The sequence below is a fragment of the Mesorhizobium sp. WSM4307 genome, from assembly GCF_007003945.1.
In the GTDB taxonomy this organism is placed as follows: domain Bacteria; phylum Pseudomonadota; class Alphaproteobacteria; order Rhizobiales; family Rhizobiaceae; genus Mesorhizobium.
This window is the reverse complement of record NZ_VFTB01000013.1, coordinates 139,571-164,977: the sequence shown is the minus strand read 5'-3', so window position 1 is coordinate 164,977 and position 25,407 is coordinate 139,571. Positions and strand designations below refer to the sequence as shown.

General features: G+C 60.6%; 19 protein-coding genes and 1 pseudogene. 7 read left to right on the top strand and 13 right to left on the bottom strand.

The annotated features are described in order from the left end of the window. Positions 1–141 precede the first annotated feature (141 nt). The 3 genes from ligD to FJV83_RS29190 form a co-directional block, all read right to left on the bottom strand. Positions 142–2,790 carry a DNA ligase D gene (gene ligD / locus FJV83_RS29200; protein WP_142877775.1) on the bottom strand — a complete coding sequence of 883 codons (2,649 nt, stop codon included), beginning with the start codon at positions 2,788–2,790 and terminating at the stop codon, positions 142–144. A gap of 94 nt (positions 2,791–2,884) precedes the next feature. Next, positions 2,885–3,337 carry a hypothetical protein gene (locus FJV83_RS29195; RefSeq protein WP_142885359.1) on the bottom strand — a complete coding sequence of 151 codons (453 nt, stop codon included), beginning with the start codon at positions 3,335–3,337 and terminating at the stop codon, positions 2,885–2,887. A 75-nt stretch (positions 3,338–3,412) separates the two neighbouring features. Next, complete coding sequence (locus tag FJV83_RS29190) at positions 3,413–3,901, bottom strand: Hsp20 family protein (RefSeq protein WP_095774667.1); 489 nt, start codon at positions 3,899–3,901, stop codon at positions 3,413–3,415. A gap of 580 nt (positions 3,902–4,481) precedes the next feature. Between FJV83_RS29190 and FJV83_RS29185 the strand changes: the two are divergent. Both FJV83_RS29185 and FJV83_RS29180 read left to right on the top strand, forming a co-directional pair. Further along, positions 4,482–4,789 (top strand): annotated as a pseudogene (locus FJV83_RS29185) (hypothetical protein). Further along, positions 4,789–5,739 carry a cytochrome c gene (locus FJV83_RS29180; protein WP_095774666.1) on the top strand — a complete coding sequence of 317 codons (951 nt, stop codon included), beginning with the start codon at positions 4,789–4,791 and terminating at the stop codon, positions 5,737–5,739. The pseudogene FJV83_RS29185 and the gene FJV83_RS29180 overlap by 1 nt, the downstream one beginning before the upstream one ends. Positions 5,740–5,741: 2 nt before the next feature. Here the strand turns inward: FJV83_RS29180 and FJV83_RS29175 are convergent, their stop codons facing one another. From FJV83_RS29175 to FJV83_RS29125, 9 genes are all read right to left on the bottom strand, one after another. Continuing rightward, positions 5,742–6,116: a c-type cytochrome gene (locus tag FJV83_RS29175; RefSeq protein ID WP_095774665.1), complete on the bottom strand. Its 375-nt coding sequence runs from the start codon at positions 6,114–6,116 to the stop codon at positions 5,742–5,744. Positions 6,117–6,150: 34 nt separating this feature from the next. Further along, a complete protein-coding gene (locus FJV83_RS29170) occupies positions 6,151–6,978 on the bottom strand; it encodes a cytochrome c oxidase assembly protein (protein ID WP_348643994.1) in 828 nt (275 codons plus the stop codon). 343 nt (positions 6,979–7,321) lie between these two features. Beyond that, positions 7,322–7,924, bottom strand: coding sequence for a cytochrome c oxidase subunit 3 (locus tag FJV83_RS29165; protein ID WP_095774662.1), 603 nt, complete (start codon positions 7,922–7,924; stop codon positions 7,322–7,324). Further along, entirely contained in the window at positions 7,921–9,792 is a 1,872-nt protein-coding gene (gene ctaD / locus FJV83_RS29160; RefSeq protein ID WP_246689057.1) for a cytochrome c oxidase subunit I, read from the bottom strand. The genes FJV83_RS29165 and ctaD overlap by 4 nt, the downstream gene beginning before the upstream one ends. A gap of 38 nt (positions 9,793–9,830) precedes the next feature. After that, positions 9,831–10,808, bottom strand: coding sequence for a cytochrome c oxidase subunit II (gene coxB / locus FJV83_RS29155; RefSeq protein WP_095774660.1), 978 nt, complete (start codon positions 10,806–10,808; stop codon positions 9,831–9,833). 11 nt (positions 10,809–10,819) lie between these two features. Then, on the bottom strand, positions 10,820–11,380 hold the full coding sequence (locus FJV83_RS29150; protein WP_095774659.1) for a cytochrome c: 561 nt from the start codon (positions 11,378–11,380) through the stop codon (positions 10,820–10,822). 56 nt (positions 11,381–11,436) lie between these two features. Continuing rightward, positions 11,437–13,830 carry an FdhF/YdeP family oxidoreductase gene (locus FJV83_RS29145; RefSeq protein WP_142885364.1) on the bottom strand — a complete coding sequence of 798 codons (2,394 nt, stop codon included), beginning with the start codon at positions 13,828–13,830 and terminating at the stop codon, positions 11,437–11,439. Between the two features lie 2,072 nt (positions 13,831–15,902). After that, positions 15,903–16,280, bottom strand: coding sequence for a response regulator (locus FJV83_RS29130; RefSeq protein ID WP_095789599.1), 378 nt, complete (start codon positions 16,278–16,280; stop codon positions 15,903–15,905). Continuing rightward, positions 16,277–19,387 (bottom strand): CheR family methyltransferase, encoded by a 3,111-nt coding sequence (locus tag FJV83_RS29125; protein WP_095793776.1) that lies wholly within the window; start codon positions 19,385–19,387, stop codon positions 16,277–16,279. Before FJV83_RS29125 ends, FJV83_RS29130 begins: the two co-directional genes overlap by 4 nt. Positions 19,388–19,653: 266 nt before the next feature. Here FJV83_RS29125 and FJV83_RS29120 point away from each other — a divergent pair, with 266 nt between their 5' ends. Further along, complete coding sequence (locus FJV83_RS29120; protein ID WP_095793775.1) at positions 19,654–20,313, top strand: response regulator; 660 nt, start codon at positions 19,654–19,656, stop codon at positions 20,311–20,313. A gap of 42 nt (positions 20,314–20,355) precedes the next feature. Here the strand turns inward: FJV83_RS29120 and FJV83_RS29115 are convergent, their stop codons facing one another. Beyond that, positions 20,356–20,628, bottom strand: a complete 273-nt coding sequence (locus FJV83_RS29115; protein WP_095793774.1) for a hypothetical protein — start codon at positions 20,626–20,628, stop codon at positions 20,356–20,358. A 220-nt stretch (positions 20,629–20,848) separates the two neighbouring features. Here FJV83_RS29115 and FJV83_RS29110 point away from each other — a divergent pair, with 220 nt between their 5' ends. From FJV83_RS29110 to FJV83_RS29095, 4 genes are read left to right on the top strand one after another with little or no spacing between them, the layout of a single operon-like run. After that, positions 20,849–21,955: an NAD-dependent epimerase/dehydratase family protein gene (locus FJV83_RS29110; RefSeq protein ID WP_095793773.1), complete on the top strand. Its 1,107-nt coding sequence runs from the start codon at positions 20,849–20,851 to the stop codon at positions 21,953–21,955. Then, a complete protein-coding gene (locus tag FJV83_RS29105; protein WP_095789603.1) occupies positions 21,952–23,031 on the top strand; it encodes an NAD-dependent epimerase/dehydratase family protein in 1,080 nt (359 codons plus the stop codon). The genes FJV83_RS29110 and FJV83_RS29105 overlap by 4 nt, the downstream gene beginning before the upstream one ends. After that, positions 23,028–24,320: a TIGR04295 family B12-binding domain-containing radical SAM protein gene (locus FJV83_RS29100; RefSeq protein WP_095789604.1), complete on the top strand. Its 1,293-nt coding sequence runs from the start codon at positions 23,028–23,030 to the stop codon at positions 24,318–24,320. The genes FJV83_RS29105 and FJV83_RS29100 overlap by 4 nt, the downstream gene beginning before the upstream one ends. Next, positions 24,305–25,405 carry a glycosyltransferase family 4 protein gene (locus FJV83_RS29095; protein WP_095793772.1) on the top strand — a complete coding sequence of 367 codons (1,101 nt, stop codon included), beginning with the start codon at positions 24,305–24,307 and terminating at the stop codon, positions 25,403–25,405. Before FJV83_RS29100 ends, FJV83_RS29095 begins: the two co-directional genes overlap by 16 nt. The last annotated feature ends 2 nt before the right edge of the window (positions 25,406–25,407 follow it).

The following is a 25,407-nucleotide window of genomic DNA, read 5'->3' as shown; positions in this document are numbered from 1 at the left end:
ACGTCGAGATAGAGCCGTTTCAAGGGTCGGGCTGCCCCGGTCTCCCAGGCCACCTCGTGGGCCATGTCCGGGGCCAGGCGATCATGCCCTGCAAGCTCACATTCTCGGTGACTTCGTATGGTAGGAAACTCCCGTCGCGCGTCAGGCCGCCCGCCGCATCGATCTTGCCAGTCGCTTGAGGGATGCTTCCAGGGGGCGATGGCCATCGCCATAGTCTTTCCAGGCCGTGCTCTTTGCCAGGAGCCCGGGCACCGTGCGCAGGGTGAAGCGCTTCGGATCGAGATCGATTTTGACCTGTGCCCAGGTGAGCGGCATGGAGACTGTCGCGCCGGGTCTGGCCCGCGGCGACAGCGGAGCCACGGCGGTCGCCATGCGATCGTTGCGCAGATAGTCGAGGAAGATGCGGCCGATGCGCTGGTTCTTCGCCATCTTGGTCAGGTAGAGGGCTGGATTGTCCCGCGCCATCTGCAGGCAGACATCATGAGCAAAACTTTTGGCCTCCGGCCAGGTGAGCTTGCTGCGCTTGGTGACCGCTAAGGGCGTGACGACGTGCAGCCCTTTACCGCCAGTCGTCTTGCAGAAGCTGACGAGCCCAAGATCGTCGAGGCGGGCGCGCATTTCCTTGGCCGCTTCGACAACCGTTTTGAACGGAACGTCGGGACCTGGATCAAGATCGAAGACGAGCCGGCCCGGCACCTCCGGCTGCTGTGGCTCGCAATTCCAGGGATGCAGTTCCAGCGCACCGATCTGGCCGACGGCGGCGAGGCCCTCCATACGGTCGATCTGCAGGTAGGGCTTCTTGTCGCCGAACACTTTCACCAGTTCAAGAAGATTTGAGGTTCCCGGCATCGCATGACGCTGGAAGAACTGCTCGCCGCCGATTCCATCCGGCGCGCGGATGATTGAGCAGGGCCGCCCGCGGATGTGCTCTATCAGCCAGGGACCGACCGCTTCGTAATAGCGGGCGAGATCTTCCTTGGTTACCGGGGTGCCATCATTGGCATCCGGCCACAGCGGCTTGTCCGGGTTCGAGATCAGCACACCCATGACATCGACCTTGCCGCTACTGCGGGAAGGCTTCGCTGAGGTCGGCTTCCGCGGCTGGGGCACCTTGGTCTTCTCCGGCGAGGCAGGTCTATCGGCTTCGATCTCCTCGGCCGGTTTGTCCTCACGCAAACCTTTGAAGGCGGCTTGGCGCACGAGCCCGTCGGACGTCCAGCCGGCGAATTCGATCTCGGCCACCAGCTCCGGCTTCAGCCAGACGACGCCGGGTTCGTTCTTCGGCGCGCCGATGCCGGTGAAGGGTGATTTCCCAGTCGCGGCAGCTTTCAGCTTCGGCAGCAGGTCCCTGACCTTGGCTGCGCCATAGCCGGTGCCCACGCGGCCGACATAGACGAAGTGATCGCCGCGGTTGACGCCGACCAGAAGCGACCGGAACTTGCCATTGGTTGTGGCATAGGCGCCGATGACGACCTCATGGCCCGCACGACACTTTGACTTCGCCCACGTCTCGGTGCGGCCGGAAACGTAGGGCGCATCCGCGCGCTTCGACACGATGCCTTCCAGGGACAGCCGGCAGGCCGAGCGAAGCACTGCCTCGCCGCCAGTTTCGAAATGCTCAACGAAGCGGATTCGATCATCCTCACCCGTGTCGGTCAGAAACTGACGCAATCGCGCCTTGCGCTCACTCAGCGGCAAGACACGCAAATCCTCAGCGCCTTCGAACAGCAGGTCGAAGGCGAAGTAGACAAGCGCATCGGTCTTGCCCTCGGCCAGCGCTGCCTGAAGGGCGGCAAAGTCCGGGGCGCCGTTTTCGTCGAGCGCGCAGATCTCGCCATCGATGATCGCATCGGGCAGATTGCCGGCGGCTCGGGCGATGGCGGGATATTTGACCGTCCAGTCGAGACCCTTGCGGGTCTTCAAGATCGCTTCGCCGCCCAGAACGCGCATCTGGATGCGATAGCCGTCGAACTTGATCTCGTGCAGCCATCCGCTCTCGGAGGGCGGCCGTGCCAGCGTCTGGCAGAGCTGTGGGGCAATGAAGTCGGGAAGATCGGCGTGAATGACTGTCCCGTGCTTGTTCCTTTTTCCGCGAACGTTTGTTTTCCGTTCCTGCGCCGCCAAGCCTGTACGACTGTCCCACACAGCATCGGCCTCGGCCTTGCCGCCTTGCAGCATGAAGGGTTTCGGGCTGCGGCCCTTGCCGGCAGCAATTGCCTCCATCTTGCGTCCGGACGCGACAGAGGTGTCATTCTTGTCGAGGATGGCGGCGCCGTTTGTCTCTACGGAATATTCATCGCGATGTTTGATCAGCAGCCAGTTGGTGCGCTTGCCGCCTTCGCGGTCGTTGGCCATCCGCACCAGCACGAAACTGCCATGCAGCCGCTCCCCTTCGAGCGTGAACTTGAAATCGCCCTTGGCCAGCGCCTGCTCGGGGCTGTTCTTTCCCTCGGGCTCCCAATAGCCGCGGTCCCACAGCATGACCGTGCCGCCGCCATACTGGCCTTTTGGAATCGTCCCTTCGAAATCCCCGTAGTCGAGCGGATGATCTTCCACCTCGACGGCGAGCCTCTTGTCATGAGGATCGAGGGAGGGACCGCGCGTCACGGCCCAGGATTTGAAAACGCCGCCGAGCTCAAGTCGCAGATCGTAATGCAGTCGCGTCGCGTCATGTTTCTGAATGACGAAACGGCGGCGGCTCGAAGGCTTGACCGACCCTTGACCGCTCGGCTCCTGCGTCTTCTTGAAATCGCGCTTGGCCTTGTATGTTGTTAGCTTGTCGCTCGCCATTCGATGCCCTCGGACCACGGACCAATCGGCCTACAAGCAGGAATGTTCAGAGTGGCAAACATGTTCCCCCCCGGGCGTCGCGCCCGCGCTGGCGTTATGCCAGCGCGGGCTCGGGATAAGCAAAGGCACCGCCACCGCCAGTGCTGGGCGGAACGGCCGCAAATACAGGACAAGGCGGTGGGTCGTCATCGTCGTCGCGCCGACGATGGCGCACAATGCGCGCCCAATGTGAGAAGGACAATCGTCCGCGACGCTGCGCCGGTCTTCGCGACAGTCCTGGTGTTTGCTGGCTGGTGCTCGCGCAAATGTCTGCATCCAGCGCCTTGAGCGCTTGGAGAATCTCATCCACTTCGATGCAGGAGCCGTCGTCCAGCTGACGTATCGAGGGCCGGCCTGGAACCGCGCGGGCGTCGGATGCCCAGGAAGCCAGCAGCGCCCGCTTCTCCTCGCGGCTCATTGCCGGATCGTTGAGGATTTCATCGGGACGCTGGAATATCGGACGTCGATCGGCATCCCGATTGTTTGTGTCTGGAGTAAGACCTGTCATCTCCGTTTCTCCGCAATTCGTGCCTCCCGGACGCTGCCGCGAGGCAAATCGCAGCATTTGATGTTCGCGCGGAACTCAGGCGGCGTCGCGCTGCCGATCCGTATCCTGGCTAATCTGCTTCTTAGTCGCTGTCTCATCCCCTGACGCGGCGCTGCCGGTCGAGCCGATGGCAATGCGGCGAGGCTTCAGCTCCTCAGGAATCTCGCGCACCAAATCAACCGAAAGCAGGCCATTTTCGAGCGCCGCACGTGCTACCTTGACGTGGTCGGCCAGCTTAAAAGCCTGCCTGAAATTGCCGATGGCCAATCCCTGGTGGAGAATCTGTCGGTTGGCCTCCTCCGGCTTTTTCTGGCCGGTGACGATCAGCTCGGGGCCGTGCTGGGTGAGCTCGACTTCCTCCGCACTGAACCCGGCGATCGCCATCGTAATGCGGTAGTCGTCCGGGCCGAGCTTTTCGATGTTGTAGGGCGGCCACTCCGAACGCACGCCATTGTCGAGCATGTCGAAGAGACGGTCGAAGCCGACCGTCGAGCGGTAGAGAGGGGTATAATCGAAGCTTCTCATAGCCATATCCTCCGTAAAGCAACATGGGTTACAAGCAGCGCCGCAGCGTCTCTGCGACGCCCAATCCGTCGGGCCGAAGCCCCGACGCAGAACGATTTGGGAAAACCCGAAATCCGGTTCAAGAGGGCAGATCCTATTTTTTTGATCAACGTCCCTGCCTGTTCCCCTGGCCTCGTCACATGCGCGCTCGGATCGCCAAACGCCGCCGGCGGACCCGAGGCGTCACATTTCAACGGAAGCCCTTGAGCCCGGCCTCGTCCGAGCCAAAGCTCTCGGCAAAGGACATTCTTCCCTTTGTTTGGCCCTTTCCTTGGACTTAAGCCGACCTTCCTGGGCCCGTCGATGCGGTGCAGGCTTATCGGCTGATCCCGATCAACGAAAAAGGGGAAAGCCCGTCGAGACGATCGCCTCCAGTCGTGAAGGGCACGGCTTAACGAGCCAGCCGCGAGGAAAGGGCCGTACTGTGGAACTCGACGTCATCTTGGATGTTGACTCAAAGATAGGGCGCAGGAGCATGCCATGCACATCGACCAGCACCGTGAGACCGTAGTCACCGCCTACGCCAGGACGTAACCTTCCAATGAACGTCGCAAACCTCCAGCTCCAGGGCCCACTTCTGGCGGTTGCCTCGATTAACAATGCCGTCGCACCTAAAGGCATTCTCAACATCGACGACATCGATCTGACGCTGCGAACTGCCGAGCTTAATTTGGCTGGCGATGAGCGCCTGTTCGAAGACATGTCGCGCGCCAACCGTGATGTGGCCTGCTTCCCAATCAGGGTTCGGCAGATGGCCAACCACGCGCAAGGCGAAACCGAGATCCCTCCTTCTCCGAGTTGGCTCGCATGATCGGCCGGAGTAAGGAGCCCGATAACGATCAACAGTGATGCATGGCGGCACACATCCTTCGCATGGCAACGCGACACGGCGCGCTGTCCGTGTTGCCCTTGTTGCGCTACTGATTGCATGCGCCGCCGCGGCGATAGCGTGGTACGTGACGGCAGCGCGCCCGCCATTCTCTCAAAACGATGCGCAATTTGACGGCGGCGATGCTCCGCGAGGCAAACTCGTCTTCGCGGCCGGCGATTGCGCGTCCTGTCATGCGACGCCAGGGCAATCGGACCGGCTTAAGCTCGGCGGCGGGATGGCACTTGGCTCGCCATTTGGGACTTTCCGGCCACCAAACATTTCTCCCGATCCGGTCGACGGTATAGGCACGTGGACCGCGGCCGACCTGGCGAATGCCCTTGTCGGAGGCGTCTCGCCAAGCCGCGAGCACTACTATCCCTCCTTTCCCTACACGAGCTTTACGGCAATGACGGTTGCGGACATCAAGGATTTGTATGCTTACCTGCGGACGCTTCCGAAGGTTTCGGGTCGTGCGCCGCCCCACGATCCCAAAATTCTGTTTATGGTCCGCCGGTCAATCGGGTTCTGGAAACTTCTCTTCTTTCGCGAAGGTCGATCGGCCGCAGACACGAGCGGGATATCGACACGTGATCGCGGGGCTTATCTCGTTGAAACCGTATCGCACTGCGCGGAGTGCCACTCGAGCCGCAACGCATTCGGAGCAATCAAGTCCGGCACCCTTTTTGCCGGTGGCATCGATCCGCAAGGGACGGGTTTTGTGCCCAACATAACTCAACAGAGATTGCGCAGCTGGGGCGAGGCGGATATCGCAACGATGCTCAAGACTGGCGAGACGCCCAATCATGGACGCGTGGGATCATCCATGGCCGATGTGGTAACGAACTCTGCGATGCTGCCTGATAGCGACCGCCAGGCGATCGCGCGCTACGTCAAGGCGCTTCCTGCGATTGCAACGCCTGGTCCATAGGCTCATTCGGCATAGAGGTAGGCGGCGAGATCCTGGGCTTCCTGTTCGGAAATACCCGTCATCGGCATCGCCGTCCGCGGGGAAAAACTGCGCGGCGAAACGATCCAGGCAACGAGATTGTCGGAGCGGTTTTCCAGAACGCCAGCGATGTAGACGCGCCTCGATAGTCCCGTAAGCGGAGCGGCCGTCTGACCGTCCGCCCCCGGGATCCCGCGAATCGTGTGACATCCGGAGCAACCATACCGCCGAAAGATTGCCGGAGCGCGATCGGGATCGCCACCGGTCATCGTTTTCGCGGTGGCGGCTCGGGTATGATTGTCACGCGCAATGTTGGCCGTGACGAACGCAGCTGAAGCCACGATAAGGCCGCCGGCCATTAAGGCTGCTCGACCGGGAACAGACAACAGCAAGCTAGGCATTTTGCGCCTTTCTTCCGCTCGAGTGCCGGATCCAGAGCGCCAGCATGGTCATTGCCGCGGCCGCATAGACCGTTCCTGCCGGCACCCACATGATCATGCCCGCCAATTGCTGGTCCTCCAGCGGCGTTAGTCCCCAGTCCATCGCGGTTTGGGTCTGCGCGACATAGAGCACGCGCGGGGCAAGCGCCATCAAGACGCCCAGGATGCTGGTGTGGATCATGGTCAGGAACAAATGCCATGCCGAGGCGCCATAATCACTTCGCCAGACAATTGCCCACCAGAACAGTATCGCCGTCGCGAAGAAGCTCAGATGCTGGAGGCGGTGAAGGAGCGTGTCGGTCACGGCGGCGTCGAACAGGACGGGCACGTGCCAGGCCCAGATGGCAACGCCGTGAATGATGGTCGCGTTGGTGGCGCCAATACACCAGTCCCATGCTCTGCGGACAACGGCCATACGCATCGCCGAGCCAGCGGCGTGGCGCGTTGTTCGGGGCAATCCCCAAAGCAGGAGACCCACTGGCCGAGCCAGCACGATCAAGGGCGCCGATACGGCCATGACAATCTCGTGCTCGATCATATGGAAGGTAAAGAGGTGTTCGCCAAGCCAATGAAGCGGCGAAAGCAGTGCACCTGCCAACGCCAGCGTGCCGCCGCAGTAAGGCAAGACCCGGATCAACATGATGCCCGGTCTCCTGATCCGCCAAGTCAACCTTATGACGCCAACGCCGTACAGTATGGTAAGTACAGCTAGCGGCACGACGATCCACGGGTCAAACGTCCAAGGGTATGCCGAACCGTGTGTCTCGTTCCCATGCGCCATAGCCGGGCTGGCGATGATCAAGGCGACCAGTGTGCGGATCAGCGTTGGCATGGATCCAGCAGCATCGTAGCCGCCCCCTGCAACGACAGCGTCAACACAAATGCCAGCGCGATCAGGAAACCCGCATCGGTGATAAATCGCTCGGATCTGGCCAATCCGGCGGAGCCCGTACGTGATGCCACGACACCAGCGATCGACGCCGCTAGGAGCGCGGCACAAAGGGCGGCCGTCCAGGGAAAATTCCGTCGGCAATCCACGTAGGGCGTGATTTGTCCAAGCTGGGTGGTGACCGCCCAAGCGGCAGGCGGCACGACCAATCCCGTGTATCGCAACCAGCGTCTGCTCAAAGTCGTGGAACCCAATAGAGGCACACGTACATCGGCAACCACGTCAGCACCACAAAGTTCCAGTACATCGCATTGTCGGCCACATCGCCAAACCGTCGCGCATTGTCGCCATGGCGCGTGAACATCAGGCTGGTCAGCACGACAGTCTCACCCAGATCGGTCAAGATGTGTGTCGTATGGAGGCCGAGCATCACCCATACAATCGATCCATAGGCGTTTTGGTCCCACTTGATGTGCATGGCGGGAAACTCGAAAACACGCAAGATAAGCGGCAAGACGCCGACCAGCGACATGACAATGAGGCCAATTCGGACCTTTCGTAGGTCTTGGCTACGCGCCCAGCGTGTAACAAAGACATTGGGTATGAGGCTTACAAGCAGCACGACCGTCAGGGTCGTGCCTGCAAGCAGATCAGGCGGCGCGGTATCCAGCGGCCACCGCGGTGCCACGCTCATCAGATAGAGATAAATCACGATCGAAAGGACAAAACCGGTGCCTTCGATGAGCATGAAGGCGAGCGTTCCCCACCAGGACAGGCTGGCAGTGCCAAGGCCATGCGCGGGAAGCTCCGTCACGTCAAGGACGACATCGTGCTTCATGTCTCGTCCTCCGGGTCGCCCTTTGGCCAGAACCAGCCAATGAGTGCGATTGCAATCGGTATGGAGCCCCAGACCACGGCCCAAGGGGTAAAGATCGACCAAATCAGCATTGCTGACGTAGCGAGCGCCGCAAGGAGCGGCCAAATCGAATTCCCGACCGAAGATTCACGCGCTTGCGCACGCGCTTCCACGACACTGGTGATAAGCAGTTCGCGCCTGTCCGTGTACAGACCCTCGACGATACCAAGTGGGTCCGATCTGTCCGACAAGGGCTCTAGGCTTTCGACGACAGGCAGCCGCGCGAAATTATAGGACGGCGGTGGCGAAGACGTCGCCCACTCCAGCGTTGAGGCGCCCCACGGATTGGCTGGTGCGACGGGACCTGATCTGGCGCTGCGTATGGCGTCAATGAAGAACAGCAGGAAACCGGCGGCCAGCACGATCCCGCTGAGACTGATGAACATGTTCAGGCCGGACCACGGCATCTCCGGCTGATAGGTATAGATGCGCCGGGGCATGCCTTGCAGGCCGAGAATGTGCATGGGGAAGAAAGTCAGATTGAAACCCGAGAAGATGAGGCCAAACGACCAGCGGCCAAGCGTCTCGCTCATCATTCGGCCTGTCAGTTTCGGAAACCAGTAATAGACGGCGCCCAGCAAGGGAAACACGGCGCCACCCACCAAGACGTAATGGAAATGCGCGACGACGAAATAGGTGTCGTGAACCTGTGTATCGAACGGAACCGATGCCACCATCACGCCGGTCAGCCCACCAATGACAAACACGACAATGAACCCGATGACGAACAAAAACGGCGTCTTGAAGATTGGCCGTCCCGCCCAAATCGTCGCCAGCCAGCAAAAGATCTGCAGGCCTGCCGGAACGGCGATCGCCATGCTTGAGGCGGTGAAGAAACTTTCGCCCAGCCGCGGAAGGCCGGCCACGAACATATGATGCACCCACAGCCCGAAGGCCAGAACGCCCGTCGCGATCAAGGCCATCACCATGGCCAGATATCCAAACACCGGCCGCTGTGTGAATGTAGCGACGATGCTGGAGACCATGCCCACCGCGGGCAGGAAGATGATATAGACCTCAGGGTGGCCGAAGAACCAGAACAGATGCTGCCACAGCAGCACGTCACCGCCTTCGGCCGGGTTGAAGAAATGCGTCCCGACGAGCCGATCGAGGATCAGGCTGGTGCTGGCGATCATGATCGCCGGCATGGCGAGGATGACCAGGAAGGACGTGACCAGCATCGACCAGACGAACAGCGGAATCCTGTCCAGTGACATTCCCGGCGCGCGTTGCTTGAATACGGTGACGACGATTTCGACGGCGATGGCGAGAGCGGAAACCTCGGTAAAGGTGATCATCTGGGCCCAGATGTCGGCCCGCTTCCCGGCGGCATATTGAGGCCCCGACAGCGGTACGTAGGCGAACCATCCAACGTCCGGACCGGTATCGACGGCGAACGCAATCCACAACAGCAGACCGCCGGCAAGGTACATCCAGTAGGAAAACGCGTTGAGGCGGGGGAATGAGATGTTTCGCGTTCCCACCATCAAGGGCACCAGGTAGATGGCCATCGCCTGCATGACGGGCACGGCGAACAGGAACATCATATTCGAGCCATGCGTGGTGAAAATCTGGTTGTAGCGATCGGGCCCGAGGAACCGGGCTTCGGGTTGCGCCAGCTGAAGCCGCATCAGCAAAGCCAGCACTCCGCCGAGTGCCAGAAAGACAAATGCCGTGACCATATAGCGGCGGCCGATAATCTTATGATCGACAGTCGATAGGGCACCCCATAGGCCAGGGAGCGTTGACCAGGTCGCGGCAAGTCGACGATCGAGTTCGCCGGCTTCCATCCCGGTGTCCCGAACGCCTTCGCGATCCGCTGCTGCGCTCATTTGAGACTTTCCATATAGGCGGAGATATTCTGGAGCTCGATGCTGGTCAGCGGAACCATCGGCATATTGTTCCCCGGCTTCAGCGTCTGCGGATCGGCAATCCAGGCCGCCAGCGAACCGCGCGTGGTCTCCAGCAATCCGGCGGCGATTGTCTGGCGACTGCCGATGTGCGTCAGGTCGGGTCCTGTCGTACCGGTAGCATGCGTTCCGCGGATGGTATGGCAGGCCGCACAGGGCTTTGCCAGAAAGGCCACCTGCCCCGAGGCGGCATCGGGATCGGCCGGCATCATCGCATCGGCGTGCTGTGCTGTGATCCAGCGCGCATAATCGGACGGAGCCTCTGCGACGACGATAACCGCCATATGGCTATGCTGCAGGCCGCAGAATTCGGCGCATTGCCCGCGATAGATGCCAGGCTTTTCCGCCCGAAGCAGCAAATCGTTTGAGCGACCCGGAACGAGATCCTGCTTCCCGGCCAGGCTGGGAACCCAGAACGAATGGACGACGTCGGCGCTTTCAAGCTGAAGCCGGACATCTTGACCGACAGGGATATGGATTTCGTTGGCGGTCTGGAAGGTGGGCGTGCCATCGGACCCGGCGTAGATGACCTGCCACCACCATTGCTGTGCTCTCACGGTGATGGTCACGGCAGCACTTTGCGGGACCCCGATGCTGCGGGTGGTGAAGAAGCTGGCGATTGTCATGCCGGCGATAATGGCCACCGTCACCGCGACCGCGGCCGAGACCGTCATTGTGAGCCGACCTTCCGATGTCCGGCCTTCCGTCTCGGCCCGACGCCCCCGCCTGAGCGCCAGGACGAGCATGACCATCACCAGCAACCAGATCATCGCGGACAGGGCAACTATCCCGATGATCAGATACTCGAGATGAATGGCGGGAGCCCCGTAGGGGTTAAGCGCAGACTGGCTGCCATTGCAGCCTGACACCAGAGCACCCGTCGACAACAGGCCCATGCAAGGGGCTCTCACGGCGAAGGTCCCTGATCTGGATGGACACCCACCGGGCCCTCATCGAAGAGAATTTTCGCGGGGCCTCGGTTCTCGGCCGGGCGGGTCTGCTTGTCATCGTTGCGGCTAGGCGCCGCTGTCTTCGGCGTATACGAGCCGATCGTCTGGACATAACCCGCGAGCTGCCAGATCTGCTCGATAGTCATGCGGTCGTGAAAGGCGGGCATGCCGTGCGGGCGGCCATCACGGATCGAGGCGACGATGGAGACCACTTCAGGACCATACAGCCACCAGCCGTCAAGGAAGGACGGGCCGACACCGCCGCGTCCGTCTCCATGGCATGTCGAGCACCCGAACCAGGCGTAAAGGCGCTTGCCTTGGCTCAGATTGTAGGCATCCGTTTCATAAAGCTTGCCCTGCGCAAAATAACTCTCTGGCGGTGTTCCGCTGATCGCATTGGGCATGAGCCGGAATTGATCGAGATCGGCCGCAACGGGGGGATCCACACGAAGCTCCCTGGCCTGGCGAAACCAGCCCAACCAGGCACCGACACCGATCAGCAGAAACGCTGCCGCCATGAATGCCCAGTTTGGGTTTCTTGTGTCTATCAAGGGGCCCTCAGCCCATAAAAGAATTAGCCGTCCGGATTAAGGCTCGATCTGGTAAGGCGCACAGGTAGAAGTTTATAGGAAGGTGTTTTTGCCTTCGGATCATGATGAGCCAAAGGGAAAAGCGGGTTTGCCTCGGGGTAATACGCCGCACAGCATCCCTTCGGAATGTTGTACTGAACGATCCTCAGGCCAGTGATCTTACGAATGTTATTATCGTCGATCGCCGTCGTCACATCGATGTGCTCGCCATCGACGAAGCCCAGCCGGCTAATATCCTCGCCGTTCATGAACACGACCCGGCGAGTGCCTTCAACGCCACGGAATCGATCGCTGTAGCCGTAGATCGTGGTGTTGAATTGGTCGTTGGATCGCAGTGTCGAAAGATGCAGGACGTCGGCCCTCCCCGATGTGAAGAACTCCGGAAACAATCTGTGCGGCGTGATGAAGTTGGCCTTTCCCGTTTTCGTCACCCACTTGCGTTCTCGCGCGGGCAACGGCCTGGCAAATCCGCCAGGTTGAAAAAGCCGCTTGTTGAAATCCTTGAACGTCTCCGGGTAAGTGCGCTCGATAGCGTCTCGTATCTGCGCATAGTTCCCGACCCAGCCGTCCCACGGAACCTTCGTTTGTCCGAGTGTAGCCTTGGCGATGCCGGCAACGATGGCAGGTTCGGAGAGAAGCTCGGAGCTGGCCGGTTTCGCCTTGCCGCGAGAGCCATGGAAATGAGCTATGGAACTTTCAATTGACACCGCCTGCGGACCGCTTGCCTGCTGGTCGACTTCAATGCGCCCCAGGCACGGCAGCAGATAAGCGACCTCTCCATGCAGCACATGGCTGCGGTTGAGCTTTGTCGCGATCTGCACACTCAAATGCAGCTTGCGCCATCCCTCTTCCATGGCGGCCGTGTCGGGTATCGCTTTCAGGAAGTTTCCGCCCAGGCTGATGAACGCGCGGCACTGGCCGTTGATGATCGCTTCGCAGGTCTCGACCGTCGAGCGGCCCGTCCATGTCGGCGGCTCAAAGCCGTAGAGCTGGGAAAGCTTGTCCAAAGGCGCCAGCCCGGGTTTCTCGGTGATCCCGACGGTCCGCTGGCCCTGCACGTTGGAATGGCCGCGCACGGCGCAGATATTTGCTCCGGGCTTGCCGATATTGCCGCGCAGCAGTGCCAGGTTGCAGACCATGTGAACGTTCTCGACACCCAGGAGGTGCTGCGTCAGGCCCATGCCGTAAATCATCATGACGGCGCTGGCGTTCGCGTAAGTTTTAGCAGCCTGCATCATCTCTGAGCGGCTGAGCCCCGACACGCGTTCGAGTTCCTCCCACTGATGGGCTCGCGCGGCCTGAGCAAATTCCTCAAAACCGGTGGTGTGTTCCTGGATAAAATCGTGATCGAGCACGTGCTTCTTGTCTGCCGAGGCCATCGAGGCCGCAAAGGCGACCATCGCGGCATTGTCCTGGTCCTTCGGCTTCCCGTCCTGCCCCGCCACGCGGCTCGCGCCTGATGCCTTGAGGGCGTCGTCAGCTTCAATCAGCGCCTTGCATACCCCGAACAGTGCTGCGATATCGCCGCCATTCCTGACCTGATAATATTCCGACGAGATCTTTGTCTCTTTCCCGGTCAGCATCTGTGCCGACTGCGGATTGACAAAGCGCTCCAGCCCCCGTTCGCGCAGCAGGTTGAAGGTGACGATCTTGACGCCCCGGTTGACGGCGTCCTGGAGATCATGAAGCATCCGAGGCGACGATGTTCCAACGTTCTGCGCGATGTAGAAAATGCAGTCGGTGTTCTCGAAATCGGACAGGATCGCCGTCCCGACGGATGAGCCGATGCTTTCCGGGAGCGCCACGGAGGAGCTCTCGTGACACATGTTGGAGCTGTCAGGCAAATTGTTGCTGCCATACATACGTGCGAACAGCTGGTACATGTAACTGGTCTCAAGCGAGGCACGCCCGGACGTGTAGAGATCAACCTGATGAGGATCGAGAGAACGCAACTCTCTCCCAATCTCATCAAAGGCATCGGACCAGGCGACCGGAATGTATTTGTCGCTGGCTGCATCCCAACGCATGGGATGCGTCAAGCGACCTTGTTCTTCCAGGTCGTGATCCGACCAGGTCTCCAGCTCGCCCAGCGTGTGGTTGGCAAAAAATGCCGGACCGGCTCGACGCGACGTCGTCTCCCACGCAGTAGCCTTGGCGCCATTTTCACAGAACTCAAGCGGATGTGGCTGAGCAGGCTTTGCCCAGGCGCAGCTGACGCACATATATCCTTCAGGCTTGTTCTGGCTCGAAAGGAGCTTTGGGTCCCGCAAGAGGACACGTTCTCTCGAGTTAATCGCTGCGACGGATTTCGCCGACCCCCAGCCGCCAGCGGGTCCCTTATATGGTCGGATGGTTGGGGACCGTGTCTTTGATGTCATTTCCGCCTCGCCGCTCACTTCGCCGGCGTGGCACGAGTCTTGCGCCGGCAATATAGAACTTAGCAGTTGTCGGACGGTTCCACGGATGACGCCCATCTCGTCGGTGTCGCCCTGGGCGAGCGACGAGGTCAGCTTCCTGATCTGGTCATATGTGAACTGCGGTGGCGACACTTCGCGATGGGTTTTGACCTTGAGGATCGACCATGCGATCGGATGCCAGGGCTTGGTCCCAGGCTCCGCCAAGTTCTTCGGGGTGATCGGCGAACAGCCCCTTCAGCCCGATCAGGTCCGCGAAGCGACGACAGGGTAGGGAAATTGCCTCTACCAGATCTGCTAATCCTGCTCGGCCGCGCCGGCAGGGTTCTCGATCCTGTATTCGTGGACAAGCCCGAGGACCTGTCTTCTCACTACCTCGCGCGCTTCGGGCTGAATGAAAGGCATCAGCCGGTCGACGTTCCGACGACCGCCCTCGGCAGGTCGGCAGCGGGTTCGGTAAGCTCGCTGCCATGTTCATACAGATTGTCCGTCAGCTTCTTGTCCAGATCGGCAAGGATGCCCATCACCACGCTCCATGCCCGTATTCTCACCGTGTGTTATGATCAGCCCAGCAGAGATGTTCCGCACCTGGACGCCCCCAGACGGCTGGAGGCATCGTTTCCGATGAGCACGTCAATACGATGTCGTCCGCCTTCGTCGAGTGGCGCGTGCGGGGCTTGCGCGCGAAACTCTATTGCTTGCCCAAAGGAAACTGCGCCAGCTAATATCAGAGCTCAAACTCCTGGTGCACCGCGCCAAGAAAGCCCATGCCCGCCGCGAAATCGGTTCTAGTAAGAATTATTGGCAGGATGTCGCTTCGCATTTTCCCGGCGACGTCCCAAACCCCTATAACCAGCGGCGGCCACCTGAACCGCCGGATGGCCGCTAACCGCTAGAGGGTTTGGGCGACACGTGCCTTGGGTTCCCTGCCAGCACTAGTATCCATCTTCGAATTCTTGCCGACTGGCTGGCTTTGCGTCGTATTCGTCTTGGATTTGACGAGAACGACATTGTTGTTGCGCCAACGCCAGCAACGCCGATGCCGCACAGCGACCACAAGGCTTTCATGCTGGCTTTTCCCCTGTGAGTTCGGGCAAAGCAGTCGACAAGGGACCTATTCGGTCGAAGCGCACGGAAAGTCCTTGTTTTACCGCACTTCGGGCCAGCAATTGGTCGAGTTCGGTTGGATCGGGCTGCGAACCACTTGGCGGGTGGCCTTGCACGCCAACTCGGTCGAGACAAAATCATGCCTCCTGCTTCTGGCGAGAACGTATGTTCGACCAGCATCTTCACGCGCCTGAATGCAATTTCATCGGCATAGTGGATTCCGATTCTCCTGAACGCCGAACCGTCGAACCGGTGGGTTGTTCCCGCCTGTAGTCAAAACACGATCGTTCGGCCAACGTAAAAGCCCGCGCCTCCCGGCAAAGGAGAGCGCGCGGGCTGATCAGGTTGAGGGATCCCGATCGTGCAGCGTCAACGAAGGGGGGCGACGACGCCGTGCGACACGCAACCTGCATCGACGTAAGTTGTTCCACTTCGCCTTATTCGAGTCGCTCGCGTCTGAGCGGAAGACACGCTTCAGGCCAAAGGTTCCAGAACGGCGAGATCGACCGTCCTTCATGATCTGCGGCCGACCCTCCGAGCCGGAATAAATCTCTTCGAGGCGGTTGCAGCCGCCAGCCTGGTATCGTCCCGGTCCCGGAACTTTCAACCGCGTCGAAGTTTGACCTGCCTGCATGAACGTTTTTCCTGCTTTGCAAGGAAAGAAGCCACCATGCCAAAGGAAGGTTCAAACTCGAAACCCGCCGTCCGATCGCCGAACGCGGTGGTCTGCCGCACCCAAAGCGAGATGCCAAACAACGGACGCCGGCGCAAAGCCGGTGACGCCAACGGCCGCCGGCGCATCCCGGCCATTGAGCATGGCGCTGGATAATCTAGTCGCCAATCGAAATGCCGGGTGGCCACGTCAACCGAGCACCACGCCCCGGCCTACCGACAAGCCGCTGGATTGATCGCGACTGGCTGGCTTGAAATCACGACCGCGTCTTGGCGGCGCGAAGCGACGCTAGGTCGGCCACGGCGGTGAGGATGGTCGCCTCGGTTGCGGGTTTTGCCACGAATTTGCAGTTTCGAAACGGGGCTGGAACATCGCGCTCCCCAAATCCCGTTACGAACGCGAACGGGGTGCCGCGAGCCAACAAGACTTCCGCGATCGGTAAGCTTGTTTCACCGTTGAGTTGAATATCCAGCAACGCGACGTCAATCTTGTCCGCCTCCACAAGTTGAAGCGCGGCGGCCACGGACGAAACAGGGCCGACCACCGGATAGCCCGCTGCACGCAACTCGGACGCTATGTCCTGCGCGATCAGCCACTCATCCTCGACCACCAGAACGCGGGGTGTATCGCTCACGGCGTATCCTCATGGTTTGCCGAAAAGGCGATATGGACATCGAGACCTTCCTTGCCAAAAAACGTCTCGACATGACCGCCGAGCCTGTAGGCGATTTCCCCCTTCAACAGGTTCAGGCCAAAGCCATCATTCAACGGCTTCTTGACGGCAGGCCCGTACTTTTCGCGCCAGCGAAGCGTGAAACTGTCGCCATCCATGGCCCATTTGACGCTGATCCTGCCTCGGGGCTTGGACAAGGCGCCATATTTGGCCGCATTGGTAGCCAGCTCATGGATGGCCATGCTAAGCGAAAGGCCCTGTTGCGGGCCGAGTTTTACGTCGTCGCCATCGAGTTCGATCCGTTCGATGCCGAAGGGTTCCAGTTCCTGATGCAGCAATTCCTTGACCGAAGCCTCCTTCCACCTCTCGCGGGTCAGCAGTCCGTAGGCTCTGGACATGGAGTGCAACCGGCCTATCAACGCATCCGCGAATGCTTCTTTCGTATCCGAACTGTCCCGCGTGCGGTTGGCGATGCTGGCGACCACCGCCAGCATATTCTTGACGCGATGGTTGAGCTCCGAGATGAGTACCTGCTGATGCTCTTCCGCCCGCGCCAGCGTGGTCACGTCGACCAATGTCACCACGACGCCCTGTATCCTATTACCCTTGTCCCGATAGGGATTGATGCGTACCATGTGAAACAGGCCCCTGGAATCGCGCGCAAGATGGTGGTTCAGGGTCTCGCCTGTCTCGAACACCTTGTCGATGTGCTGCTTCAACTCTGGATAATCGAGTTGGCTCGACAGATCCGTCAAGGGCCGGCCGACGTCGGAGGGGCGCAGGTTGAAGAAGGAGGAGGCCGCCGGCGTGAAGGTCCGCACCACAAGACTGCGGTCGAGAAAGATGGTCGCGATATCGGTGCTTTCGAACAGGTTCCGCAGATCGCTGTTTGCGTGATCTAGCTCATCTATCTTGCTGGCTAACTCCGCGTTGATCGTGTTGAGCTCTTCGTTGAGCGACTGCATCTCTTCCTTGGACGCTTCAAGTTCCTCATTGGTCGATTGCGCCTCTTCATTGACGGAGACGAGTTCCTCATTCGAGGATTTCACCTCTTCGAGGGCCGTCTCGTATTCTTCTATGGTGGATTGAAGACGCTCTCTTGTGTCGCGCAGTTCCCGCTCGAGATCGGCCGTGCTGTCGCTGTTATGGCTGCCACCGTCCTCATTGGACCGAGCTTGCCTCGGTCCCGACGGCTCGAAGAGGACAAGGTAAAGCGGCTCACCATTGCCTCTCTCGGCAAGCGGTTCGATCGTCAGCTTGATCGGTTGCACGCGTTCGTCATCTTCCTCGACGCTGAGGTTGTCCCGCACAACCGTGCGGCGTGTTGTCGTCGCCTCCCTTAATGCGGCGCGTAGGTCCAGCCGAAGTCCGCGGCGGGCCATCGTCAGCACCTGCCGGCTGGGGATACCTTGCGGCGCTTCGAGGTATCTGCCGGTCCTCGCCGAATAGTAGACGACGTCGCCTTCGGCGTTGACGAGGACATGCGGCGGCGCGAACCGCTCAAGCACCTGCGCTTCGACAGCCTGCCGCAGCGGGTAGCCGACCGTGCCCTTCTTCAAGCCAGCTGTTTCGGCGGGAAAGACGCCGGAAGTGGAATCCCCGAACAGGGCCGGCAGCCTGATATGTGGCGAGGCATGCTCCCGTGCCTGGAAGAGGCGATGTTTCTTGTCGATGGTGGCGAACAGATTTTCGTGCTGCCCGATGCTTTCGGACGTGCCGAGGAAAAGATAGCCACCCGGCTTCAGCGAATAGTGGAAGACAGGAAGAACGCGGCTTTGAACGGCTGGGCCGAAATAGATCAGCAGGTTGCGGCAGGAAACCAGATCCATGCGCGAGAAGGGCGGATCGCGAATGATGCTATGCGGCGAGAAGATGCACAGTTCGCGGATCTCGTTGCTGATGACGTAGCTTTCGCCATCGCCGTTGAAAAACCGGTGTTTGCGCTCCGGGGAAAGACCCTGCATCAAGGCCTCGGGATAGCGTGCGGCGCGAGCCACCGCCAGGGCAGGCTCGTCTATGTCGGTGGCGAATATCTGGACGCGCGGAATGGCTGACAGCATTTCCATGTGTTCACGCAGCAGGATGGCGATGGAGAACACCTCCTCGCCGGTGGCGCAGCCGGGAATCCAGACCCTAACCGTATCGCTCGCCGTCTTGCCCTCGAACAGCCGCGGGATGATCTTTTGTTCTAGCAATTCGAAGGCATCGGGATCGCGAAAGAAGTTGGTGACGTTGATCAGCAGATCGCGAAACAGATTCATCACCTCGCGAGGGTCCTTCTTCAGCCAATCGATATAGGCGCTGATGGACTGAATCTGAGCGATCTGCATGCGCCGCTTGATCCGGCGTAGGAATGTCTTGGTTTTGTAGCCTGAAAAGTCGTGGCCGGAGTGGCTGCGCAAAATGCCGTATATCTGTTCGCGGACCTTATCTATGTCGGCCGTAGGGATGTCCTCTTCGTTCGGCAGCCCATCCAGCGTGTCGAAGCCGCGGGCGTAAGCCTGGAGCTTCGCCCCAATCTCCTCGGCGGGCACGGCAACATCGATGAGACCGCTGGCAATAGCGCTCTGCGGCATGTCGGGGTTGCGCGGGCCGTAGCCGTCCGGTGCTTGCGCCACGGTAAGCCCGCCCCGCTCCTTGATGGCCTTGGCACCCAAGGTCCCATCGGAATCACCTCCCGACAGTACCACACCGACCGCGTATTCACCCTGGTCTTCGGCGAGTGCGCTGAAGAAGATGTCGATGGGTTTGCGCTCCTGGGTAAGCCCATTGGGCCGCCGCAGGTGCAGCACGCCGTTCTCAATGACCAGAGTGACGTTTTCCGGCATCACATAGACGTGGTCGGGTTCAACGGCCACGCCGTCCTCGACCACCACGACAGGCATCTCGGTGTAGCGGTCGATAACCTCATGCAGCAGGCTGTTGCGCTTGGGACTAAGGTGCGTGATGATCACGAACGCCATGCCCGGCCTACCGGTGATGCCCTTGAAAAACCCTTCCATTGCGGGGATGCCCCCCGCGGACGCACCGATGCCGACGATGGGGAACTTGATTGATCGGGCTGTCACGGCATGTCCACCTTTCGCCCGACCGACATGAAGTCTCTCAAGGTCGGATCGGACAGGATATGACCATATAGCGCGCTTGGAGGATGGAACAAGTCAGCATGGACGACGTTGGCCCGATGTCCATGATGGTTCAATGACAAAACGCTTTGCTGGCTTGAAACTCCTGGCGCTCATGGTGTGGGGGGCGCCTGAGTGAGTGGAACGTCTCGGTGGGCCCGTACCGGATCGCATGCTCGTGCTGGCGAAACGATTGCAGGCGGCACTGGATGACAGGAAAATGGGAGTGCCTTCTTTGCATCCTCAACACCGTTCGAATAAAGGATAACGACGTGCGCGATCTGCGGGGGGTGCATATTCTGATTGTCGAAGACGAATGGACGCTGGCGGGGGATCTTGCGAGGTTTTTCGGCAACATGGGTGCTATCATCCTCGGGCCCGCGGCTACAGTCGAGCAGGCGTCTGAACATACCGATCAAGCCGAAGCTGCAATCCTGGACGTCAATCTTAATGGCCGACGCGTGTTTCCGATCGCCGACAAGTTGATGCGCCGCGGTATCCCCTTCGTATTCTTCAGCGGTGACAACGAGATCGCGATTCCCGAGCATCTCCGCTACGCCAGCAATTTGCGGAAGTCCTCGGGCAGCAAGGCTGTGTTCAATGCGCTTTTTCCGCGGCAGGCATCCGAACAAGCGGAGATCTCCGTGCCCTCCCCGCCAGACGACGTTTTCACCCTCTTGCCCAAACTGCGCCTCGCGGCGCGTCTTCTGCTGGGGGACGTCCACGCATCGGACCGGCTGGTCGAGAGGACACTCGAGCAAGCGATCCGGGACGTCGACCACCGGCAGCTTGGCCAGTCCACCGAAAACTGGCTCAACGATGTCATGCGAGAGGTGGCCAAAGCCCGCGGCGCAAAGCTGATGCATTGAATTCTCCTGGGCCGAGGCCAAGTCGCCTCCCGCCAGGACTTCTCAACTCTTGCGATCGCGCTCGACGAATTTGTTGAAACGGCTGGACTTTCCGTCGCTGGTCTTGGCCTGATAGAGGAAGGCCAAATCGTTCTCGTCGAATATGCGGAAGAACTCGTCCCAATCAATGGAGTCGAATCCTTCCTCGGGTTCGCCAAAGTCGATCCGCAAGATGCCGCCCTCGCCCTTGGTGCGGACCACTGCCGGCCGGCCCTGCCGCTCCTCGGCCCATTTGCGAATTTCGTCGTGATTGGTGGTCGTGTGGGACTGCGACATTGAAATCTCCCTTGATCATAGGCTTCGCCTTACGGTCTCACGGCGGCTGTCGAGCGCCCTAACAGCATACCGGCGGGAATGTTCCCGCATCGTGGGCCGATGGCGTTGCGCTTGCTTTCAGACGAAGCCCGCGAAGGGAACTTTGTTGAAGCACAGGGAACAAACCTTTTGCCGAAAAGTTCGGGGCGCCGAAGTCACTTGTCCGGGGAGAGGAGTCGTCGTGAAACGCATATTGGTTACAGGAGGCTGCGGCTTCATCGGCCGCCACGTCACACAAGAACTCATCGCTCAGAATTATTCAGTTCGCATTCTCGACGTCCTGCTGGAGCAGGTGCATGCGGGCGAAGCGGTCACGCTTCCCACCGGTGCCGCACTGATCAAGGGCGATATTCGCGATCGCGAGGCCGTTGCCGAGGCGCTGGAAGGAGTCGACGCTGTCATTCATCTGGCGTCGGAAGTCGGTGTCGGACAATCAATGTACGAGATCGCGCGCTACGTCGGCACCAACGATCTGGGCACGGCGACACTGCTTGAAGCGCTGATCAAGCATCCGGTCGAACGGATCGTCGTCGCCTCCTCGATGAGCGTCTATGGCGAGGGCCTCTATGCCACGCCCGAGGGCCGGCGCATCGACAATGCAAGGCGCAAATTAAGCGACATCAAAAGCGGACAGTGGAATCCGCTGTCGCCGGAAGGCGAACCCCTTTCGCCGCTGCCGACGGATGAAGAAAAGCCGGTCGACCTCGCCTCGATTTACGCGCTGACAAAATACGCCCAGGAACGCGCCGTGCTGATCTTCGGCGAAGCCTACGGCATCGATGCGGTCGCATTGCGCCTGTTCAATGTCTTCGGTGCCGGCCAGGCACTATCAAATCCCTATACCGGCGTGCTGGCCAATTTCGCTTCACGTCTCGCCAATGGCCAACGGCCGATGATCTTCGAGGATGGGGAGCAGAAGCGCGACTTCGTTCATGTGCATGACGTCGCACGTGCCTTTCGTCTTGCGCTGCAGCAACGTCAGGCAAAGGGCCACGTCATCAACATCGGCAGCGGCCGCGCCTATGCGATCAGCGAAGTCGCGCGATTGCTGGCGGAAGCCATGGGAATACCGAACCGTTCGCCAGAACTGCTCGGCAAGGCGCGCTCCGGGGACATTCGCAACTGCTTCGCCGATATCTCCAAGGCGCGTGAACTGCTCGGTTTCGAACCCGGCCTGCAATTGGAGAATTCTCTCGTGGATTTCGTTTCCTGGGTGCGCAATACGGCCGCCGTCGACCGCGGCACCGAAATGAAGCGCGAACTCGAAGAGCGCGGGTTGGTGTCATGAGCCCGGGCGCACGCAACCGACGCGAAGCGCCGGTCGCCATCCTCGGCGGCAGCGGCTTCATAGGATCAAATCTAGCCGATAGCCTGTTGTCGGATGGCGAGCCGGTGCTGGTGGTCGACAATCTCAGCCGTCCCGGCGTCGAACAGAACCTGGAATGGCTTGTCCAGAAACATGGTAGCCGCCTTACCGTCGAGACCATTGATGTGCGGGACGCCAATGCCCTGGCCCCGGTTCTGATGAGATCCAAGGCGATTTTCCATCTGGCCGCACAGACGGCAGTCACCACGAGCCTGGTCCGGCCGGACGAGGATTTCGACATCAACCTTCGCGGAACGTTCAACGTGCTGGAAGCGGCGCGGCTGAGCGGCGAGGGCATTCCGGTGATTTTCGCCAGCACCAACAAGGTTTACGGCAGCCTCCCCGACGTCGCGGTTCAACCGCACGACGACTGCTACATACCTTGCGATAGCGCGATCCAGGCCAGCGGCATCGATGAAGCCCACAGCCTGAATTTCTGCACGCCCTATGGCTGCTCCAAGGGCGCGGCGGACCAATATGTGCTCGACTACGCCAAATCCTATGGCATGCCCACGGCGGTACTGCGGATGAGCTGCATCTACGGACCGCGCCAGTTTGGAACGGAGGACCAGGGTTGGGTAGCGCACTTCCTGCTCAGCGCCCTGACAGGACGGGACATCACCGTCTACGGCGACGGCAGGCAGGTGCGTGACATCCTGCACGTTTCCGATGCGGTCGCCGCCTACAGGGCTGTGCTGGACCATATCGACATTACCGAGGGCCAGGCATTCAACCTTGGCGGCGGACCAGAAAATGCGCTCAGCCTGCGTATGCTGTTGAGCGAGATCGGCAGCCTGACCGGCCGCGAACTCTCGGTCCGCCATGATGGGGAACGGACCGGCGACCAGCCCTTCTTCGTCGCCGATACCCGCAAGATCCAGACCGCGCTTGGCTGGAAGGCGCAGGTTGCGTGGCGCGAGGGCATTCGCGATCTCGCCGACTGGCTGCAGCGCCACCGGCTTGAGCCCCGCCCCGAAGCCGTGAGGTACGTGGCATGAGAATAGCCCTGGTCAACCCGTCCTGGACATATGACGACAGCATCTATTTCGGCTGCCGCCAACCGCATCTGCCGCTGGAACTCGGCTATTCGAAAGCCCTGCTCGAAGCGGCCGGCCATGAGGTGCTGCTGCTGGACGGGCAATTGCAGAAACTCGACAACTCAGGGCTGTGCGGACGCGTGGCTGATTTCGCGCCGGCAATGACGGTTGTCAGCACCGCCCCGACCTATCTGTTCTGGCGCTGCGCACCGCCGGAGTTGCGCGTGCCGGCCGATTTCCTCAATCGTCTGGCCGGGCGTGGCGGCCGCACGGTCGCGGTCGGCCCACATGGCTCGGCGACGCCGGCGCCGACCTTGCGCAAGCTGGGCGCCGACATCGTCGTGCGCGGCGAATGCGAGGAAATTGTCGCCGAACTTGCACGACGCGACGATTGGAGCGCGGTGCCCTCGACCGCCTATCTGCTGGACGCCAAGCTGGTTTCGAACGGCGGGGTCCATTCCAGTTCGTTTGTCGATCACCCGCCGCTGGAATGGCCATCCGACTGGATCGCCGCCCATTCGCATCATCATCACCGGTTCGATGACCAACAGTTTGGATTCGGCGCCGAGGTCGAAGCGTCGCGCGGCTGCCCCTACAATTGCAGCTTCTGCGCCAAGATCGATTTCCGCGATGCCTATCGCCGCCGCAACCACAAAGCGGTGGTGACTGAAATCGATCGGCTGATCGCCCAAGGTGCCGGCTACATCTACTTCATCGACGAAATCTTTTTGCCGCAAAAGGCGTTGCTGGAGGCGTTGGTAAGCCGCGATGTGAAATTCGGCGTCCAGACCCGCATCGATCTGTGGAAACCTGAGATGCTGGAATTGCTCGGCGCGGCAGGCTGCGTCTCCATCGAAGCCGGCCTCGAAAGCTTGACGGTGGAAGGGCGGGCCATGCTCGCGAAGCGCTGTAGGCTGGACACCGAGGAACTCGCCGCGCTGCTGGTTAAGGCCAGACGCCACGTTCCTTTCGTTCAGGCCAATCTGATCGGCGTCGTCGAGGACGATCCTGCCCTTGTCGATCACTGGCGAGCCCACCTGATCGACAATGGCGTGTGGGCCAATGAACCGGTACCGCTTTATCCATATCCGAGTTCGCCCAGCTATCGCGAGCTTTGGGGCGAACCCGACGACCTTGCCTGGGAGCGCGCCCATGATCATTACCTCGCATCGTTCCAGAAGTTCAGCGACATCCAGGAAAAGCGCCCGCGCCCGCTGGCGGAACTGGAGGCGGCATGTTGCGGACACTGACGCCACGCAAACGCCGCGTCCTGATGACCGTCGATGCCATGGGCGGAGTATGGCGCTATGCGCTTGATCTCGGCCGGGAATTGGTCAATGGCGGCGACAGCGTTGTGTTCGCCGGTCTGGGGCCGCAACCATCTGGGCAACAGGCCAATGAGGCAAGGACTTTCGCGACGCTCATCTGGCTGAATACGCCTCTGGATTGGATGACCCGAAGCGCCGGCGACCTCGACGGTCTGCCGCTGGAATTGCGTGCGCCGATACGCGACTACGCGATCGACCTTGTCCATCTCAACGGACCGACGCAGGCCGTGGGGTTGGATGCGCCTTGCCCAGTCATAGCGGTCTCGCATTCATGCGTGACGACTTGGTTCCATTGCGTCAAGGGACAGGCATTGGATAACGCATGGAGCTGGCAGAAGGAGCGCAACAGGCGTGGCTTCGACAGGGCCGACGCAGTCATCGCCCCGAGCCGCAGCCATGCCGAGATGCTCGAGACCTGCTATGGCCCGATCGCACGCCTTCACGTCGTGGGAAATGCCGCACGCCCAGTCCCGCCAGCGGAAACCCGCCAGCCGCTCGTTTTCGCCGCCGCCCGCTGGTGGGACGAGGGAAAGAATGTGGCGGTGGTCGACCAGGCCGCCTCGTTGACGCAATGGCCTCTCTTTACAGCCGGTTCGCTTCACGGCCCGAACGGCGAGCGCGCCACCGTCGACCACGCCGTTCCTCTCGGGGCGCTGCCCTATGACGAGGTGCGCTCCTTGATGGCCCGGGCCGGCATTTTTGTATCGCCATCGCTGTACGAACCGTTCGGTCTGGCGGCGCTGGAGGCGGCTATGTCGGCAACCCCCCTGGTGCTCTCAGACATCCCGACCTATCGCGAACTATGGGACGGTGCCGCGATGTTCTTCGACGCGCGTGACCCGCATGATCTCGCTGCCTGCATCAATCGCCTTTCCAGCGATGCCGGGCACAGGTTAGAGCTCGGCCACGCCGCCTTCCGCCGAAGCCGCGGGTTCACTCTGGCGAGACAGGCAGCGGCCATGCGTGACGTCTACGAAAAGGCGGCGCTGGCCGTTGCGGAGCGCTGATC